The sequence below is a fragment of the Bacterioplanoides sp. genome, assembly GCF_965219715.1.
Classification (GTDB): domain Bacteria; phylum Pseudomonadota; class Gammaproteobacteria; order Pseudomonadales; family Oceanobacteraceae; genus Bacterioplanoides.
This window is the reverse complement of the sequence record NZ_OZ244785.1, coordinates 208,454-226,586: the sequence shown is the minus strand read 5'-3', so window position 1 is coordinate 226,586 and position 18,133 is coordinate 208,454. Positions and strand designations below refer to the sequence as shown.

20 protein-coding genes are annotated in these 18,133 nt (G+C 47.8%); 17 read left to right on the top strand and 3 right to left on the bottom strand.

Annotated features, from left to right (window positions below; translation table 11 throughout):
* Positions 1–163 precede the first annotated feature (163 nt).
* From ACOQOZ_RS01555 to ACOQOZ_RS01530, 6 genes are all read left to right on the top strand, one after another.
* A complete protein-coding gene (locus ACOQOZ_RS01555; protein ID WP_420590526.1) occupies positions 164–625 on the top strand; it encodes a hypothetical protein in 462 nt (153 codons plus the stop codon).
* Between the two features lie 87 nt (positions 626–712).
* Positions 713–1,609, top strand: a complete 897-nt coding sequence (locus ACOQOZ_RS01550; RefSeq protein ID WP_420590525.1) for a DUF692 domain-containing protein — start codon at positions 713–715, stop codon at positions 1,607–1,609.
* On the top strand, positions 1,602–2,435 hold the full coding sequence (locus ACOQOZ_RS01545; protein WP_420590524.1) for a putative DNA-binding domain-containing protein: 834 nt from the start codon (positions 1,602–1,604) through the stop codon (positions 2,433–2,435). The genes ACOQOZ_RS01550 and ACOQOZ_RS01545 overlap by 8 nt, the downstream gene beginning before the upstream one ends.
* Positions 2,432–2,743 carry an MGMT family protein gene (locus ACOQOZ_RS01540; protein WP_420590523.1) on the top strand — a complete coding sequence of 104 codons (312 nt, stop codon included), beginning with the start codon at positions 2,432–2,434 and terminating at the stop codon, positions 2,741–2,743. Before ACOQOZ_RS01545 ends, ACOQOZ_RS01540 begins: the two co-directional genes overlap by 4 nt.
* Before the next feature lie 78 nt (positions 2,744–2,821).
* Complete coding sequence (locus ACOQOZ_RS01535; RefSeq protein ID WP_420590522.1) at positions 2,822–3,370, top strand: type II secretion system protein; 549 nt, start codon at positions 2,822–2,824, stop codon at positions 3,368–3,370.
* A 61-nt stretch (positions 3,371–3,431) separates the two neighbouring features.
* Positions 3,432–4,208, top strand: a complete 777-nt coding sequence (locus ACOQOZ_RS01530; protein WP_420590521.1) for a substrate-binding periplasmic protein — start codon at positions 3,432–3,434, stop codon at positions 4,206–4,208.
* On the opposite strand, the gene ACOQOZ_RS01525 is transcribed toward ACOQOZ_RS01530, so the two are convergent.
* A complete protein-coding gene (locus ACOQOZ_RS01525; RefSeq protein ID WP_420590520.1) occupies positions 4,205–5,203 on the bottom strand; it encodes an oxygenase MpaB family protein in 999 nt (332 codons plus the stop codon). The two genes, ACOQOZ_RS01530 and ACOQOZ_RS01525, sit on opposite strands and share 4 nt — an antisense overlap.
* A 118-nt stretch (positions 5,204–5,321) precedes the next feature.
* On the opposite strand from ACOQOZ_RS01525, the gene ACOQOZ_RS01520 reads away from it, so the two are divergent.
* Positions 5,322–5,978, top strand: a complete 657-nt coding sequence (locus ACOQOZ_RS01520) for a TetR/AcrR family transcriptional regulator (RefSeq protein WP_420590519.1) — start codon at positions 5,322–5,324, stop codon at positions 5,976–5,978.
* 35 nt (positions 5,979–6,013) lie between these two features.
* Here ACOQOZ_RS01520 and ACOQOZ_RS01515 read toward each other — a convergent pair whose 3' ends face one another.
* Positions 6,014–7,075, bottom strand: coding sequence for an AraC family transcriptional regulator ligand-binding domain-containing protein (locus ACOQOZ_RS01515; RefSeq protein ID WP_420590518.1), 1,062 nt, complete (start codon positions 7,073–7,075; stop codon positions 6,014–6,016).
* An 89-nt stretch (positions 7,076–7,164) separates the two neighbouring features.
* Between ACOQOZ_RS01515 and ACOQOZ_RS01510 the strand changes: the two genes are divergently transcribed.
* From ACOQOZ_RS01510 to ACOQOZ_RS01480, 7 genes are all read left to right on the top strand, one after another.
* On the top strand, positions 7,165–8,238 hold the full coding sequence (locus ACOQOZ_RS01510; RefSeq protein WP_420590517.1) for a 2Fe-2S iron-sulfur cluster-binding protein: 1,074 nt from the start codon (positions 7,165–7,167) through the stop codon (positions 8,236–8,238).
* 65 nt (positions 8,239–8,303) lie between these two features.
* Positions 8,304–9,500 carry an alkane 1-monooxygenase gene (locus ACOQOZ_RS01505; protein ID WP_420590516.1) on the top strand — a complete coding sequence of 399 codons (1,197 nt, stop codon included), beginning with the start codon at positions 8,304–8,306 and terminating at the stop codon, positions 9,498–9,500.
* 387 nt (positions 9,501–9,887) lie between these two features.
* Positions 9,888–10,451, top strand: a complete 564-nt coding sequence (locus tag ACOQOZ_RS01500; protein WP_420590515.1) for a GNAT family N-acetyltransferase — start codon at positions 9,888–9,890, stop codon at positions 10,449–10,451.
* Positions 10,452–10,509: 58 nt separating this feature from the next.
* The gene (locus ACOQOZ_RS01495) at positions 10,510–10,893 is read left to right on the top strand and encodes a hypothetical protein (protein ID WP_420590514.1); all 384 of its coding nucleotides are present in this window, start codon (positions 10,510–10,512) and stop codon (positions 10,891–10,893) included.
* 13 nt (positions 10,894–10,906) lie between these two features.
* On the top strand, positions 10,907–11,365 hold the full coding sequence (locus tag ACOQOZ_RS01490; protein ID WP_420590513.1) for a hypothetical protein: 459 nt from the start codon (positions 10,907–10,909) through the stop codon (positions 11,363–11,365).
* Positions 11,366–11,472: 107 nt separating this feature from the next.
* Complete coding sequence (locus tag ACOQOZ_RS01485) at positions 11,473–12,252, top strand: NERD domain-containing protein (protein ID WP_420590512.1); 780 nt, start codon at positions 11,473–11,475, stop codon at positions 12,250–12,252.
* A gap of 148 nt (positions 12,253–12,400) precedes the next feature.
* Positions 12,401–13,042, top strand: a complete 642-nt coding sequence (locus ACOQOZ_RS01480) for a class I SAM-dependent methyltransferase (RefSeq protein WP_420590511.1) — start codon at positions 12,401–12,403, stop codon at positions 13,040–13,042.
* A 44-nt stretch (positions 13,043–13,086) separates the two neighbouring features.
* Here the strand turns inward: ACOQOZ_RS01480 and ACOQOZ_RS01475 are convergent, their stop codons facing one another.
* A complete protein-coding gene (locus ACOQOZ_RS01475; RefSeq protein ID WP_420590510.1) occupies positions 13,087–15,474 on the bottom strand; it encodes a molybdopterin-containing oxidoreductase family protein in 2,388 nt (795 codons plus the stop codon).
* Between the two features lie 172 nt (positions 15,475–15,646).
* Here ACOQOZ_RS01475 and ACOQOZ_RS01470 point away from each other — a divergent pair, with 172 nt between their 5' ends.
* The 3 genes from ACOQOZ_RS01470 (at position 15,647) to ACOQOZ_RS01460 (ending at position 18,046) form a co-directional block, all read left to right on the top strand.
* Positions 15,647–16,696, top strand: a complete 1,050-nt coding sequence (locus tag ACOQOZ_RS01470) for an AraC family transcriptional regulator ligand-binding domain-containing protein (protein ID WP_420590509.1) — start codon at positions 15,647–15,649, stop codon at positions 16,694–16,696.
* 71 nt (positions 16,697–16,767) lie between these two features.
* Complete coding sequence (locus ACOQOZ_RS01465) at positions 16,768–17,178, top strand: hypothetical protein (protein ID WP_420590508.1); 411 nt, start codon at positions 16,768–16,770, stop codon at positions 17,176–17,178.
* 58 nt (positions 17,179–17,236) lie between these two features.
* Positions 17,237–18,046 (top strand): PhzF family phenazine biosynthesis protein, encoded by an 810-nt coding sequence (locus tag ACOQOZ_RS01460; protein ID WP_420590507.1) that lies wholly within the window; start codon positions 17,237–17,239, stop codon positions 18,044–18,046.
* Positions 18,047–18,133 lie beyond the last annotated feature (87 nt).

Below are 18,133 nucleotides of genomic sequence, written 5' to 3'. Positions count from 1 at the left end.
CAGAAAGGAGAGAAAAAAGCTCAACAAAAGATGAACTTACGAATTTCTGTCTACTCTAACTTCACGCTGGAACGGACTGTTGCCCTGACCAGGTTAGTATTTAACCGACTGGCACGGCCGCAATAAGCGATAACTAAAAATCTGAATTAGACAGGAAACGACCATGAATAAAAAAGCTCAAAATCTGCTGTCCGGTGCTGCATTAGCAGTAGCTGTTGCGGGTCTGGCTGGCTGTGCAACCAACAGCACGGATAGCGCTTCGGCAACTCCGGCAGGTAGCACCGATCTGGTTCATTGTTACGGCGTAAACGTATGTAAGGGCCACAATGACTGTGGTACTGCAAATAACTCCTGCTCTGGCCAGGCGTCCTGTAAAGGCACCGGCTTTGTTGGCATGCCTTCTAAAGCGTGTGCGGACGTGGGTGGCGAACAGAAAGATGACTGGAAAGGTTCTGTATCCAAAGCCGATCTGGTTCATTGCTATGGCGTGAACATCTGTAAAGGTCACAACGACTGCAAAACAGCCAACAACGCTTGTGGTGGTCATGCTTCTTGTAAAGGTACTGGTTTCGTAACCACAACAGCTAAATCTTGTGCTGATATCGGTGGTAAAGAAGGCGCATAATTTGCCCGACCATCCCGCAGAATGGTCGCGCTATGCGGCCATTTCTGTTCATAATAATAACTCTGTGTTAACTGCCTGTAGCTAACGATGAAAACCCCATCTGAAAACTCGATTACCCACCCTTTTCTCGGTTTCGGCCTGGGATTAAGAACCCAGCATTTCGAACATGTGTTGCAACATCAACCAGACATAGACTGGTTCGAAATTCTGTCGGAAAACTATATGGTCGCTGGCGGTAAACCACGTTATTACCTTGATGCTATTGCCGAGCAGTACCCGCTGGTGATGCACGGAGTATCGATGTCGATTGGCAGCACCGACCCACTGGATATGGATTATTTAAAGGCATTAAAAAAGCTGGCAAATGACGTGCAGCCGAAGTGGATTTCTGACCATATTTGCTGGACATCCATTCATGGCAAAAACAGCCACGATTTATTACCCCTGCCCTATACCATGGAAACCGTTGCTCACGTTGCAGAGCGAGTAAAACAGGTACAGGATTTTTTAGGGCGACGCATTTTGCTGGAAAATGTTTCCAGTTATTTGTCCTACAACAACAGCGAAATGGACGAATGGGAGTTTTTATCCCAGGTAGCAGAAGAAGCCGACTGTTTGATTCTGCTCGACATCAACAACATTTACGTCAGCGCGCGTAACCACCATTTCGAACCACTGGAATTCTTAAATAAAATCGATCCCAAACGAGTCCAGCAATTTCATTTAGCCGGCCACAGCGATTTTGGCGATCATGTCATTGATACCCACGATCACGATGTCCCGGATGCCGTCTGGCAACTTTATCGTGAAGCATTAAAACGCTTTGGCGCCATCAGTACCATGATTGAACGTGACGACAACATCCCGGAATTCCCGGAACTGTACGCCGAATTACAGGTTGCCAAAGACATCGCTAACCAAGAACTCACGGCGCAACAACTAGCCATTAATACCACAACCCAACAGGACGTTATTTATGGCTGATCAGGATTGCAAAGCCCCCAAACTGAAGCAATTGCAACAGGATTTTATGCAGTACCTGTTGGCACCGAATCAGCAAACCGGCGAACAGTTTCATGGCTGGGTCAGTGAACAGGCTGGCCTGCCTGCTGCCAGCCGGATGCAGATTTACGCCAACGCATATATGTTGCGTTTGCGCGAAACCATCGACACCGATCACGAACTGTTGGGTATTTATCTGGGCGATGATTTATTCGAAAAAATGGTGGAAGATTACGTACGCCAGAATCCATCGACGTTTCGTTCGTTGCGCCAGTTTGCCGATGCATTACCGGATTACCTGGCAACGGATGAGTTCTTTTCACAGTATCCGATTCTGGCCGATCTGGCGGCCTTTGAGCGCCGTTTAATCAGTGCTTTTGATGCAGCCGACAGCGAGCATGCAACCCTTGCCGAATTGCAGGTTATTTCACCGGACTTATGGCCTGAAATTCAGTTTCGCTTCCACCCCAGCCTGCAGTTATTCAGCTGTAACACTAACGCCGTGGAAAGCTGGCAGGCGTTAAAAGCAGAACAAACGCCACCACAGCCTGAAGTCGGCGACGCCCGCCACTGGCTGATCTGGCGCGGTAAAGAACGTTTGACCGAATTTATTTCAATGCAGTCATATCAGCAAACTCTGATTCACGGCTTTCTACAGGGCCATAATTTCGCCCAGCAATGCGAGGCTATGTTGCAGTGGTTCGCAGAAGATCAGGTTGCCTTACAGGTGCTGCAGGCTTTACAGGCATGGTTCGATATGGGCATCATCCGCAGCATTGTGATTGATCAGGAGCCTGCCGCTTCATGACTGAAGACCTCAGTCCCACCGAACGTTTATACACCGCACTTGCCAACATTCCCGCGGCGAAAGTGGTTACCTATGGCCAACTGGCGGAACTGGCCGGAATGCCACGCCGCGCCCGCTGGGTTGGCCAGGTACTGAAAAATTTGCCCAAAGACACAACCCTGCCCTGGTTCAAAGTGATTAATTCCCAGGGCAAGATCAGCTTCCCTCCGGGCAGTGAAGCCGCTGAACGCCAGGCCGAACGATTACGCGACGATGGCGTTGAAGTCAGCGAGCAATATCGTATCAGTCTGAAAGTTTACGGTTTGTAACAACACCGTTAGTAACAATGCCTGACGCTTTGATCAGAGTTTTCTATACTCATTCAATAGAAACTTTACTGGTCGACCATGCGACACAACCAAGGCTTTACTCTGATTGAACTGATTATCACTCTGGTAGTGGTCGGCATCCTTGCGGCCATTGTTATCCCCAGAGCGTCTGATCTGTCCGAAGAAGCCGTGATTGCAAAAACTGAGGGAGTAGCAGGCAGCCTGCGCAGTGCCGTGAATACCGTAAAAGCCATTTTCCGTAGTCAGGGCCACGCCACCCGGGTGCAAAACCTTCAGGGTTTTGGCAATAACAATATCGATACCAATAACATCGGTTACCCAATCGGTATCGATAAGGGCAATGGCAACGAAAACATCGGCCGCAATAACAAAGGCTGTGATGAGTTGTGGGATGGTCTTCTTGTTGATGCCCCAACAACCGCGTTTAACAACAACAATCAGGACTACCGCTCTTTCCGCCATACCAGCAGCCGGATATGCAGCTATGTGTACCGCCGTAATGGTGACCTCGGCAATCAGAACTCTGGGCAGATTATTATTCGTTATGATTCGCGCAATGGCTCAGTGAGAGTATGTGGCGCCAGCTCGCTACTCGACCCATGCTAAAAGTTGAGATAAATCGTCACTACGGCATACTTACCTGACTAACGGCCGACAATCACACTTTATGAAAACCCTCAGAATTCCATCCAGCCCAACCACTCAGTTTGGCTACGCTGTAATTCTGACCCTGTTGATCAATTTATTGATATCCCCCGTCACATTCGCAAACCCAGAACAACACAACAAACAATTGATTATGGCGACCTCCGAAGGGCCGCCTTATATGATCCGGAAACCCGTCAGCGGCCTGGATATCGACACCGTTAAAGCGGCATTGGAACAGCAGGGTTATCAGGTTGACGTACAGTTTTATTCATTACATCGCGCTATGGCAGAATTAGTTGCCAAACGGGTCGATCTGGTTGTGCCCAGTTTTGTAACCGAGCAGCCCGGTTTGTTTAATGGCGACCCTCATATTCTTTACCGGCCAACAGTATTCTCGCTTAAATCAAAAAATATCCAGCTGAATTCCATCGCCGATATGGGCAACTATCGGATCGCCAGTTTTCAGGGAGTAATTGGCTACTTTGGCGCAGAACTGGAGGCAGCAACTCAGCGGGCTCCGGCATTTTATCAGCACAGATCCATGGAGCATTTGATCGATATGCTGATGAATGACCGCGCTGATCTGGTATTACTGGACTATTGGATATTCGATTATTTTTATCGCCAGAGCCTTTATACCATCCCCTACGATGCGAATGATCAGCTGTTTCCACGAGTTCCGGCGGTCCCGGTGTTTCGTGATCTGGATATCCGTGACGCATACAACCGCGGCCTGCAACAAATTCATGACAACGGTGCCTATCGCCAGATTATGGATAAATTTGGCCACGATTAACCAACAATATTGGCCTCGTTTTTTGCGTTCATTGCCACTTCATTTTCTTCTTCCCGCTGACGGTTAACCGAGCCGCTAAAAGGACAAACCGCTGCCTTTTCAGTCGCAGGTAAACGGCTGATGATTTTTTCCGGCCCTAAACAACGAACCTGATAACCACCCGGATAACTCTTGTAATAGCGATAGATCAGGCTGCTTTCATAATCAAATATCTGCCAGATGTTAATGCGTTTTGCCAGCCTGGAACGCAACTTCATTATTCCACGCAGTAATCCCTGAACCGGTTTCGAAGGTGGCTTAATACCCAATGCCTGTAGCGCCACATCATCATTGATCATGGTCAGAACGAACGTGCGTAATAACGGGCTGGTCAGTGGTTGAATCCACTTAGGCATCATCTGTTGCATACCACGGATCAACCCTTCTGTGACCGCACGATTGGCCGGATCGAACGCCATATTTTCCCGGCGATATTGTTCATACCAACGTTTTACGGCGTAAAAATCTTCCGGTATTTGCTGAATGTTCATCGCCTCGCCCAGATCACGAAATTCCAGATACAGCGCCTGTTTTTCGTCTTCTGATAATCTGCGATAACCGAAGGTTTCACTCCAGCGCACAGGCTCCACCATAAACAATGCCAGGGTGTATAAATAATCATCGTTGCTGATCTGATAATGGCCATGAATAAAATTCAGCTGTTCAACCATCAGCTGGCCACGGTCACTATGAACTGTATCGGCCATACATTCCGTCAGAATGGCACGAGTGTCGTCCAGTCGTTTTGTCCCGGCGTGTTCGTATTGCTTGGTTCGATGTAATAACCGGCTGATACTGGGAATCACAAACGTCTGGATCTGAGCGAGCTCTCCCGCCAGTAAAAAATCGATCGGCATATCGGTGTTCGCCAGATATTTAACCCGCTCGTGATAGTTTTCATAAAGCGGTGTCTGGCTCAATTGCTGGCGCTTTTTATGATCACGAAAAATTCCCATCGTTTATTCCCCGATACGTTTGGCTAATTAGTTACTGAGCTTGATTAAAGTCGTGTCTGGCTTTAGCCTCAATGGACATAATTTTTAAAAATGTCCTGTAATTGACAGAATTTCAGATATGTCGCAAAAATCTTCGCCAGCTAAAAAATCGTCACTTTCTCCGGTAAATACTCTTACAAATACTCCGTCAGAAAAGTCCGACCCCAGAATTGAACGCACCCGGCGCCAGATTGTTGATGCACTGCTGAGTCTGATGGAGCAACAGTCGTATCAGAAAATTAAAATCTCTGACATCACCAACCGGGCAGATATCGCTCGCCAGACGTTTTATCTGCATTTCAAGCGTAAAGACGACGTATTACTGGATTATATTGACGAGGTATTTGACGAGTTTTATCAGGATATTGCCGGGCATATCGAAGCTTCGCCAGATCCGGATCCGGTCATCTCGACCCTGTTATTCGAACAATGGAAAAACCACGCGCGCTTTTCGAAGTTGGCACTGGCGGCCGATATCCAACATCTGGTGATCAGGCGCTTTCAGAATTACATCAGCCGCACCATTGGTTTATACATTCGCTGTCATATTAAAACCCCAAGTGATCCGGATGAATTGGCGTATGTGATTGACTACCTTGCTGGTGCTTCCTGGATGATTTTACGCCGCTGGGTCGACAGTGATTTCAGTTACCCGCTGGAAAAACTCAGCTCGCTGTACAGCGAGCTGAATCGCCCCGGGTTATTGTCCGTATTGCAACGCCAGATCAGCGGTTGATACCGCCATTTCTGATGCCGCCGTTGCATAGTTCGTTATGAATCGGATTTTAGTGACTCGATATATTCCGAAGGGGGAACGCCCTGCCAACGCTTAAAAGCACGACGAAAGTTCGCCACGTCGGAATATCCCAGCGCATAGGCGACCTGTTGAATGGTTAAATCACCTTTTTTGAAATGCTGCAATGCCAGCCGATGACGTACGTCCTCGACCAGGAATTTGTAGCTGGTGCCCTCTTCCTGCAAACGCCGGTGCAGGGTTCTCGGTGTCATATGAAAACAACGCGCTGTGGTTTCCAGAGTCGGGAATTGCTGGCTACCGGATAGCAACAACTGCTGGATCTGAGTAGCCAGGCTGTCCTGATTTTCCAGCTGTTCCAGCTCTTGCTGACAGATTTTAATGGCGTCGCGGAAGCTGGCGTTATTGGCCATTTTCAGCGGCCGGTCGACCACCTCCAGCGGTAAAGAGATGCCAACCCAATCCTGAGAAAAATGCACCGGTGTGTTAAACATCGAACGGAGAAAATCCGAATATCGGTGCGCCGGATACGGTAATGCAACTTCAAGGCTGAGTTTCTCTCCCATAGCGATAAAATCGAGGATGTTTTTAATCGCCAGTACAATCGCTTCCAGCACACTGCGGCGAATATCATCCAGCTCACGCTTTTCCTGAAAAACAATGCGGAAGTGTTGCTGGTGCACCTCACCAACCACGGTAATCAGATCGGTGCGCAACGGTATAAAGCGTGCAACCAGGTCTACAACCTGGCGAATCGAACCGCTGTTCATCGCCGCAAATCCAAGAATGCCATGGGTATTCACTGCCAGTCGCTGGCCAACCTTCAGGCCAAGTGCGGTGTCTCCGCTGTAACCTTCTGCCTGCTGGACCATGCGATAAAACACATCCCAGGGCATGGTTACGGAATCGAGATCTTCGGCGATCGGTTCCAGCCCAAGTTCACTGGCCCACAGCCCCGTATCAACACCAAAGCTGGCGACCACATCGAGAATCTGAGCGACGTAGAATCCAGGCAAGGTGATATCACTTTGTGGCATTGCCGGTTGCACGGTTGTTGTTATTGTTGGTTTAGTTGTCAAAAAATGACCCCCTAGTGTCAATCTCTGCTCTCTGAGGATTGGGCCTGCTGCCCTAATCTAATCACTATTGAGTACCCCGGAGCGCAACCATGTTTTCATTTTTCAAAAAAAATAAAAAGCCACACAATGCAAATATTAACGGTCAGGTGATTGAAGTCTTACCCAAAGAAACCCTGCTGAATGCCGCGTTACGCCACGATATTGAATTCCCACATTCTTGCCGGGTTGGTGGTTGTGCGGCCTGTAAATGCCAGCTCACCGACGGCAAAGTGACAGAATTAACCGACGCGGGTTACATCCTGTCGGATGAAGATCTGGATAACGGCTACATTCTCGCCTGCCAGAGTGTGCCCAAAACCGATATCAGCATTACCCTGGATCTGCCGCAACATGCGTTAAAAGAAGTTTCTGGCGAAATCATTGCTCAAAATCGCCTGACTCACGATATCACTGAACTGAAGATCCGCACTGACGAACCTCTGGAATATCAGCCGGGCCAGTTTGCTGATCTGATACTGTCGTCGCTGCCCGGCCTGCCACGCAGCTATTCCTTTGCCTCGGCCCCGTCTAACCGCCAGGAAAGCAGCAATGAGCTGAGTTTCTTCGTGCGCGAAGTGCCGGGCGGGCGTTTTTCCGGCGCCATTAATCAGCAGCAACTGGTTGGTGAAAGTATCTCCGTGAAAGGCCCATTGGGCGATTTCTGGCTACGTCCGGCGCAAAACCCGATTGTTATGATCGCCGGTGGCAGTGGTCTGGCACCCATCATTGCCATGCTACAGGAAGAAGTAAAACAGTCACGCCACCGCCCGCTGCTACTGTTGTTTGGCGCACGCACTCAACAGGATTTATACGCCCTGGAAGCCATTGCAGACATCAAACAACAGTGGACCGCTGAGTTTGAATTTATGCCCGTGTTGTCGGAAGAGCCAGAGAACGCGTCATCGGAAGATGATTGGCAAGGTTTGCGTGGCCTGGTGACCGAATACATTCAGGAGGCGTTAGTCCCTGACAGCCACGCCTACCTATGTGGCCCACCAGCCATGATCGATGCCGCTGAAGTGGTACTGAAGCAGCAAGGCATCAGGCAAGAACATATTCACGCAGATCGCTTTGTTACGTTGACGCCAGAAACCCAGCCATCCAACGTTAAACAAAGCGCTTAACTAGTTTTTCAAAAAAATAACAACACCTATAACCACTACTCATTTGAGTAAAAGGAGACTCAGCCATGATGTTATTTCACTACCTGAAATATTTTTTATTTCACGTAACCAGCCTGTCGGTAATTGCTGCACTGATTTTCAGCGGTGATTATATTATTTATGCGCTGGCGGGCATTCTGCTGGTATACATAGTCGGAGATAGTATTTCGGGTGATGACACGTCAACGCCGGAATACCAAATGCCGCAAATTCTGACGGTACAATTGTGGATGGCATTGCCATTACTGGCATTAATTATGTTTCTGGTGCTGTGGAATATCAGCCCTACCGATCTGTTTTCTGTGGGCGCAATCGCCTCTGAGTTAACCGGGTACGATGCGTTAGCGGCGCGCGACAGTATTGGTGTACTGCATTATATCGCGCTGTTTATTTTAGCCGGTTTAATTATTGGCTTAGTGGGCACCATCACCGCCCATGAATTGACCCACCGTACCTGGGATCCGACCTCCATGCTGATTGGCCGCTGGCTGTTAGCCTTCAGCTTCGACACTATCTTCTCGATTGAACACGTTTACGGTCACCACCGTTACGTATCGACAAAAGAAGATCCGGCAACGGCACCACGTGGCCGCAATGTTTACTTTCACATTCTGGCTTCGACGATTAAAGGAAACATCAGTGCCTGGAAAATTGAGAAAAAACGCCTGACCCGTAAAGGTTATGCTTTATTCGGCCCACGTAATGCCGTGATCCGTGGCCACCTGATGAGTGTATTACTGGTTGCGATCGCTTACGCACTCAGCGGCCTGATGCCAACCCTGTTTATCATCGCTTGTATGCTTTGGGGTAAAGCGCTGCTGGAAATCGTAAACTACATGGAGCATTACGGTATGGTTCGTAACCCGGAAACTCCGGTACAACCACGCCATTCCTGGAACACCAATAAACGCATCAGCTCCTGGGCAATGTTTAACCTGACACGTCACTCGCACCACCATGCACAAGGCGAAGTGCCATACCAGGATCTGAAACCCTACCCGGAAGCACCAATGATGATCAGCGGTTACTTGACCACCATCGTTGTTGCTCTGATTCCACCCCTGTGGCACAAGCTGATGATTCCTAAAGTGCTGGAGTGGGATGCGAAATACGCAACAGCAGAAGAGTTGGAGCTGGTACGCGAAGCGAACGCTAAAAGCGGTATCAAAGCCTTTCAGGAGTCGGTAATCGCAGATAACGCATTACAAGCTAAGATGGCTTAACGATGAAACCTTCGGAGGCCTGCCCTGGCCTCCTTTGCATGCCCCTTCTCTCTCCACGAGAAGAGCTTTAGGACAATTATGATGGTCCACTCAGCCATATTCTGGACACATATGGTTGAGTTTTTTCGCTAATCCATGCATGACAGAACATGGATCTCTATAAAACTTATTTCCTGCCTCCGCCGAATTTCTTGCATATTTGCACACAGACACGCGACTGAAATGCTCATTGTACTGGAAGCCCTCAGAAATTTGTTGCAGAATCATAGGTCTAATAAAGTTATCAGTAGAAATAACCGGCGCCTGTTATTTCTGCAAACGTGCATGTCTATAACTAAAATGTTACACGGCGAAACCAAAAATTGAGTAATCTTCTCGCTAAGTGGAATGACTGAAATAATTGAAGCAGAAACACAGCGGTTAATTCTCCGTCAATGGAAAGAGAGTGATTTCAAGCCGTTTTCTGATATGAACTCTGATGAACAGGTTATGGAGTTCTACCCTTCGCCCCTGTCGCAAGAACAAAGTAATGAAATGGCTTTACGCTGTCAGTCTCTGATCACTGAGAGAGGATGGGGATTCTGGGCACTTGAGGAAAAGTCCACAAATTGCTTTATAGGTTTCACTGGTTTGCATATTCCCAGTCATGATCTGCCATTTTCTCCATGCGTAGAGATTGGATGGAGACTCAATCCTAAGCGCTGGGGACAAGGACTTGTAACTGAGGCAGCGCAAGCAGCACTAGGAGTAGCATTTGCAAAGCTAAACCTTTATGAAGTCGTTTCCTTTGCAGCCAAAGATAATGTTCGCTCATTGGCCGTGATGAAAAGGTTAGGTATGCTCAAGCAATCATCAAGCTTCGAGCATCCAGCTTTGCCTATCGGACACAAACTCAGAGAGCATGAGTTGTATAAAATTAAACAATCACAGTGGGCAACAACTGCTGTGTAACAAGGCCAAGCGCGATCACCAGCCAGTACACTGCTTTAAATACACAACGGAACTCAGCATGATTGACTTTATTTTCGATTTGTTTCAACAAGGACAAATTCATGATGCCAAGGCTGACATTGAACTAGGCAAAGAAAAGGACAAATATCAGGACCATAAAATTACGTCATCTGATATCCGCCTGAAGGACCTGGAACAACGTCACGAGCAACTAAAATTAGTAACAATGGCGATGTGGACTTTACTAAAAGACCACACCGGATTAACCGAAGGAGACCTGAGAAAGTATATAGAGAAAGTGGACCTTATGGATGGTAAAGCCGATGGAAAAATAAACACAAAAGAAAGAAGTGATTGCCTGAACTGCAATAGAACAGTGTTGTCGACCTCCCTGGCCTGCCCTTATTGCGGTGGAAAGCTAAACCGAAAGTCGTCATTTTGATTCAGAAAGCCCAATGAAGAATCACTTTAAAGCTTTAATATCGGTACTTTCTCTCATTTTGCTAATCGTTTCCTTGTTATCTTTCGATCTAATCGGTGGACCAACAATTATTTCTGAGTATTCGAACCACAACCAGCATAAATCTCTTTCATTCTCCTTCTCATGGTGTGAAGAGGAAGTAACTTCTAAAAACCAAGTTATTAGCACACAGTGGAAACATAGCAGTTTGATTATCAAAACAACTCTTACACCTAACTGTGGAACAACCTGGCTATTCGGGAATTACAGAATGACCAACTCAAATGAAATTATATTGGAGTACAAACCCATAGTGCCTAATGTAGTTGGCTGCAACTGTGCATTTAGGGCAACCTACGTGATTGACGGTTTGAATCAGAAAGATTACGAAATATTGATAGTTCCTGAAGAGCCGGTAATTGAATTACCACTGATTATGCGTCCATTGTATTAATGCTTCGATAGAAATCTATTGCCCTATCCTGCTACCAATTACTCATATTTGACGCATAGATTCTGATTTAGAGTGTATATTAGCACCTATATTCCCAGGAAAACGATATGGACTTCACACCTATCATTAATGAACTACTGCAACTCTGGTGGCTACTACCTATTCTTTTTGCGCTAGCGTTTTTACAGTCGCCTGTATTCAAGGGAATATCGGGTGAACTCATAATTCGCCTGATTGCCAGGCTCACCCTTCCCAAAACAACTTACCACCCCATCCATAACGTCACACTGGCAACAGCCGACGGAACCACCCAAATCGACCACCTGTTTATATCGCGTTTCGGTATCTTTGTTGTAGAAACCAAAAATATGAAGGGTTGGATATTTGGTAGTGAACGACAGCCACAGTGGACTCAAAAGATTTACAAAAAGAGCTACCAATTTCAGAACCCGATTCGTCAGAATTACAAACATGTAAAAGCCATCGAAGAAACACTTAAAACTCCACCCGAGAATATCCATTCCGTCGTGGTATTTGTTGGCGATAATACATTTAAAACACCAATGCCCGAAAATGTTACACGCGGAGTAGGCTATATTCGGTATATCCGCTCTTTTAATGAGCAAATATATTCAGAATCTGAAGTGCAGCAGCTTATATCTGCAATAGAGACCCTTCGTTTGGTGCCATCCAGAGAAACTCATAAACAACACCTGGAGAGCCTGAAGAAACGCCATACCCTTGCTAGTGAGAAGTCTTGCCCCAAATGTGGTAAAGCCATGGTGTTACGAACAGCAAAACGCGGTAAAAATACCGGTCAACAATTCTGGGGCTGCTCCGGCTACCCATCCTGCAAATCGACACAAGCCAGCCCCGAAAAGGACTAGTAGCGGGCTTCCTGTTCTGGCTATATGTAGCCAGATACTGCACAATCCAATTTGATTACATAAACATCAATTAAAAAGTAGCTCACGAGAGAACACCACACAGATGACGTCTGTATGCCGATTCATTCAATCGCATTAGGAGTCATCAATGACAATCAATACATGGGAGCAGTTTGCCGCCAGCTTCGAAGAAAAGAACAACTACGTTGTCGGCCTCAAAGACATCAGCGCCGTTAAAGAAGCGCTGGCGTCATTCGCAGAACTTGGCAACGTGCTCGAATTAGGCTGCGGCAATGGCACTTACACCGAAAGTATCGCTGCGGCAGCGACAGCAATCGTTGCCACAGATCTATCAGAAGATATGGTAGCGGTTACCCGAGAGCGCTTTAACACCAGCCACCATATCCAGGTTGAACAGGCTGACTGTTTTAACCTGACATACCCGGATAATTCTTTTGATACCGTATTTATGGCGAATCTGCTGCATATAGTGCCGGATCAACCAGCGCTGTTATCTGAGTGCCTACGTGTTTTGAAAGATGGTGGCCGGTTAATCGTCGTCAGCTTTACCTTGCACGGTATGACGTTCTTAAATCAGCTGGCGCTGAAGTATCGCTACGTAAAAACGTATGGCAATAAATCATCCAATAATGCCCCACTCTCTCCCGAGCTGGCCAAAACTCTTTGCCAGCAAAGTGGTTTTCAAGATCCACAAGCCGAGCTGATCGGGCACAATGTTAAAGCCGTACTGCTGACAACGAACAAACCGATAAAAGACAACGGGCAATAAAAAAGGACGCCACAGCGTCCTTTCCTTTTTCAACCAAACCGGATTTAAGCCTCAGCTTCTTCCGTTAATACATCTTCCACCTGTATCAACTTAGTCACCTTACACGGCACGGTTTTATGAAATGGAATACCGGTAAACTCATCACGCCATTGGTAATGCGTTAAATCATTGGTATTCACTCCGTAAGGCTTTAACGCGCCCTGCTCATCCGGGTACAACAATCCCATACCATTAGGCATAGACAGATTATCACGGCGCATGCCTTTATCGAGCGTCACCTGCATTTGTACTTTGCCACTCAGGGTTTCCAGTTCAACCCAATCGTCGTTGGCGAGTTCCATTTCTGCTGCTTGTTCCGGGTTTATTTTTAACAAGCACCGCCCGGCACGGCCTTTACGCCAGGAGCCATCACGCTGAATGGTATTGGCAGTCCAGGGACTGCGCTCCCCCGCCGCCAGCCAAATCGGATATTCGTCACTGAACACCGGTTGCTCATTAATAACCCGTTGCCATGCCGCTCTTAATGCCTGCGGATATAAGCGAATCTTTTTGTCTTTATGACCCAATGCTTCGTTCATATGCCATTCCCATGGCAAGGTTGCGAGGATGGTACCATTAGGATTATCGACAATTTGACGGAACCATTGTGTTCCCAATTTAAACGGATTTTTCGTTGGAATATTTTCGAACTGACGGAAGCGTGTGAACGACGCCAACTGGCAAGTCAGCCACAGAGTTGTAGCGTTCTTCGCCGCTAATAAGCCGTTCTTTCCTTGCGGCATTGAATGCCCTAATGCGTCATAACTCCAGTTAACCCAACGCACAAAAGCCTGAACCGGATTCGCCTTTGCCTCGACCATCGCTGTTGCAATAATCGCCGGACCAATCAGCGGATTTTCCCAGCCTTTTTTCCCGAGCATCTTCAGCCATTTCGGAGCCTTGGCCGGGCCACCCGAAGCTTCAACAATACGATGAAATATTTCCGCTTCGGTTTTAACATCCCCCATTGGCTGAATAACCGGTGGGCGTAAATGCGACGTTAACTTCGGGAATTTGCGACCAAACGTGGTCCACTCCCATTTCTCATAGCCGCCTGGGCACGCAAGTACATAATCCGCTTCCATGGCGGTTTCGGTATAAGAAGTATCCATAACAACCAGCAATTCAAGCTTGGCAAACGCAGCTTTCATCGCTTCACTGTTGGCATAGCTGCGCAGCGGATTCGCACTGGAAACCACCAGCGCTTTAATATTGCCGGCTTCAATTTCGTCCACTAATAAATTCGGCGAGAACATTTCAAACGGGCCTAACGCCGGAATGCCCACGATGCCGGATGCCGGAGCCACAAACGGAACCTTGCTTTCCAGCAAATGACCATCCGCCATAAAACCAGGGCGTAACGTATTACCGCCTGGGCGCCCGAAGTTACCGGTAATGGTCAGCAATACCCGCAGCAACCAGCTCACCAGCGTGGTGTTGGGAATCCACTCCACCCCGGTATCCCAGAATAAACTGCCTTTATCAGCGGTCGCATAAGCTCTGGTAATTTCCAACAGTTGCTCAGGTTCAACATCACAACGCTGGCATAAATCGTCGATATCCAGGCCACGGAAATGATTCAGGATTTCATCATAGTCCCGGGTGTGATTAACGACGAACGACTGATCGATCCAGTTGTTATTCACCACCAGCGACACCATCGCACTTAGTAACCAGACGTCAGTGCCTGGTTTGTGCGCCACATGAATATCCGCTTTGCGTGCGGTTTCAGATTTACGCGGATCAATCACAATCAGTTGTTTGCCCTGCTTTTTGAATTCACGCAGGTTTTCCTGAGTTTTGTAGCCCCGATTGGAATGAATCGGATTACAGCCAATCACCACCAGAACATCGCTGTTCCATGGGTCCGGGTGAATCATCGAGTGTGGCGGTGAGCCCAACATCCAGCGTTCCACCAGGTGATGTTGGGTTTTTTCCTGCGCATAGGCGCTGAAAAACCACGGTGATTTGAACGACTTCAGCATCGCCAGACCGTGCAATACATCCGAGTGATTACCCTGACCACCCAGGCCAGCCATCGCAATTTTGTCGCCACCGTGAATATCGGCAATCTGGCGCAGGCGATGGCCAATCTCCGATAAGGCATTATCCCAACTTACCGACTGGTGCCCTGATTGATCGGCCGACCGCTTTAGCGGACCGGAAAGGCGTTGTTTGTGATGCACATAATGATTAACGCTGTAGGCCTTATTGCAAATGTGGCCGAGCGTAATCGGGTTGGTATCGTCGGCTTTTATCCGCAGGATCTGGTTGTCTTCCACATCCAGCTGTAAGCCACAATTCATCGAACACAATACACAAGCGCTGGCGTGTAATGGTTTGGTTTTGCTGTCACGAATCGCAGCCGCAGAGTTATCAGCAGGTTGGGTCATTATCATTATTCTCATCAGGCGATTTAGTCACATTGTGCCCGCAGGCTGCAGCACCTACCAAGGCAGATCGGACCAGCCTCACGGGCGCCAAAGCCAATCTATCTGCCACAAACACCGCTATCATGGGATTTACTAAACCGTTTGAATCCGACAAGAGCATGCAAATCAGACCATGAGCCAGTTTATTGATGTTCATAGCCCGGTCTTTCCCTGGCACCTGCATCCAGCACAGCTGTATGCATTAGCACAGGAATATGGCTTGTCCGGTGACACCCTGCTGCAGGCAGCCGGGCTCAGTAATGAGGATATAAGCAACAGCGAATTACTCATCAGCTGGCACCAGTACCGGGCAATGGCACGTCTGGTTGAACAGCATTGTCCGCCCCATTGGGGCATATTGATGGGTCAGCGCCTGACTCTGGCCAGCCATGGATTATTAAGCCTGGCGGTGATGAATTGCTCCGGCTGGGATCAGGTACTGGATTTGATGGTGAAATTTAAAAACCTGGTCACCGCCTTATTTTATGTTGAGAAACACGACACCGACGAACACGTTATTTTGTTACTGCGTCCGGAATTCAGCCGCGACCCGATTACGCAAAAGTTTATCGAATGTTTTTTTCTGGCGATTTATCAGGCCATCATCAGCCTGGCGGAATTCCGCGATTTAATTAAATCCGGCACGGCCGATTTCCGCATTTACCTGCAACATCAAAAACCAGACTACAACGACATCAGTCAGGCGGCATTTGATCAGAATATCGAATACGGTTACTGGTGTTACGCCTTAAAGGTCCATCAGAGTTATCTGCAAACGCCCATCAGCAACAGTAATGCCAGCAATCCGGTGATCACCAACAATATGGTGACCCTGCTGAAAGGTCAGATGCAGCAAATGCCGATTCTGACCGGCGAATTACATGCACTGCACAGCCTATTCGGCAAACAGCAGTTTCAGCTGGAAAAATGCGCCTCCCGGCTACACACCAGCGCAACCACCCTGAAGCGCCGACTTAAACAAGCGGATACCAGTTTCAATAGCGAGCTGAAACTGTATCGCTCGGAGCAGGCTCATTTGTTACTGATGTACACCCAACTCAGCCAGGACGATATCGCTCAACAATTAGGCTTTCAGGATACCGGCAGTTTCCGCCGCTTTTTCAAGGCAGAAACCGGATTAACTCCCATCGACTTTCGTCATGGCCCACACTCGCATTCATAATGCTCTGTGTCATTAGTATGTTAATCTTACGGGGTTAGATTTAATCACCCGTACTAAGAGCCAGTCGTCACATGCACTCAGTCATCCAACAGGAAGCCACCGGCTGCGGTATCGCTTCCGCTGCTAATATTCTTGGCAAAAGCTACGAAGATATGAAAGTCATTGCTAACCAGTTGGGAATTTTTGCAGACGACGAAAATCTCTGGTCGGACACGCACTATGTACGCCGCCTGCTAACCGAGTCGGGTGTGACCACCTCCCCCGAGGAAACCCCGTTTAACAACTGGGAATCGTTACCAGACTGCGCCCTGCTGGCTATTAAGCATCACCAGAAAAACGGAAAGAATTTCTGGCATTGGGTGGTGTTTAAGCGCGATGGAGAGCAAACCACCGTACTCGATTCTGCCAGTTACCTGCCTTGCAACGTACGCACGGATTTTGATCAGATGCAGCCTAAGTGGTTTATTGAGGTTTTCATCTAATTCCCAAACACTAATACCGGATTATCGAATTACGTGTGCTTCCACAATGAGATTCCAGATGAAACTTCCTATCTACCAGATTGATGCTTTTACATCGAAAACCTTTGGTGGTAACCCGGCAGCAGTTTGCCCGCTGGAGAACTGGCTGGCTGATGAAGTCCTGCAAAGTATTGCAATGGAAAACGCTCTGCCAGAAACCGCTTTTATAAAAGTCAGCAACAATAGTTTCCAGAAAAACACATACGAAATTCGCTGGTTTACACCCGATATCGAAATGGATTTATGCGGCCATGCGACACTGGCCTCAGCCTACGTTGTATTTAATTACCTGCAGACTGAACTGAATTCGGTCACGTTTTCCTCAAAAAGTGGCGACCTGATTGTCACACGGAATGATGATTTGCTAACGCTCGACTTTCCATCGCGCAAACCTGAGCCTGTTCAAATGTCTGAAGTTCCCAAAGCGATTATTAACGCTTTTGATACTGCACCAATCGAAGTATTGAAATCACGCGACTATGTGCTGGTGTTTGAATCTGAAGACATCATCCGTAACATGCAGGTGGATCAGAAAGTTCTCGACCAGATCAACCTGGATCCAGGTGGTGTCTGTATAACTGCACGGGGAGACGACGTCGATTTTGTTTCACGCTTTTTTACTCCTCAGGCGCATATCTTTGAAGACCCGGTCACAGGCTCTGCTCATTGCTCGCTGATTCCTTTCTGGAGTGAGCGGTTGAATAAAACTTCGTTACAAGCGCTGCAGTTATCGTCGCGAGTTGGAACTCTGACCTGCCAGGACAAAGGCAAACGTGTTCTTATTTCTGGCAATGCCGTCACCTACCTCAAAGGTGAGATACTGATTTAAGCTTCGTTTGTTTGTCCTGGCTTACTCCAGTGTTTCTGCCCCCTCTCCAGGCAGGTTTTCACAGCCTGCCATTCTTTATTCCTGCCC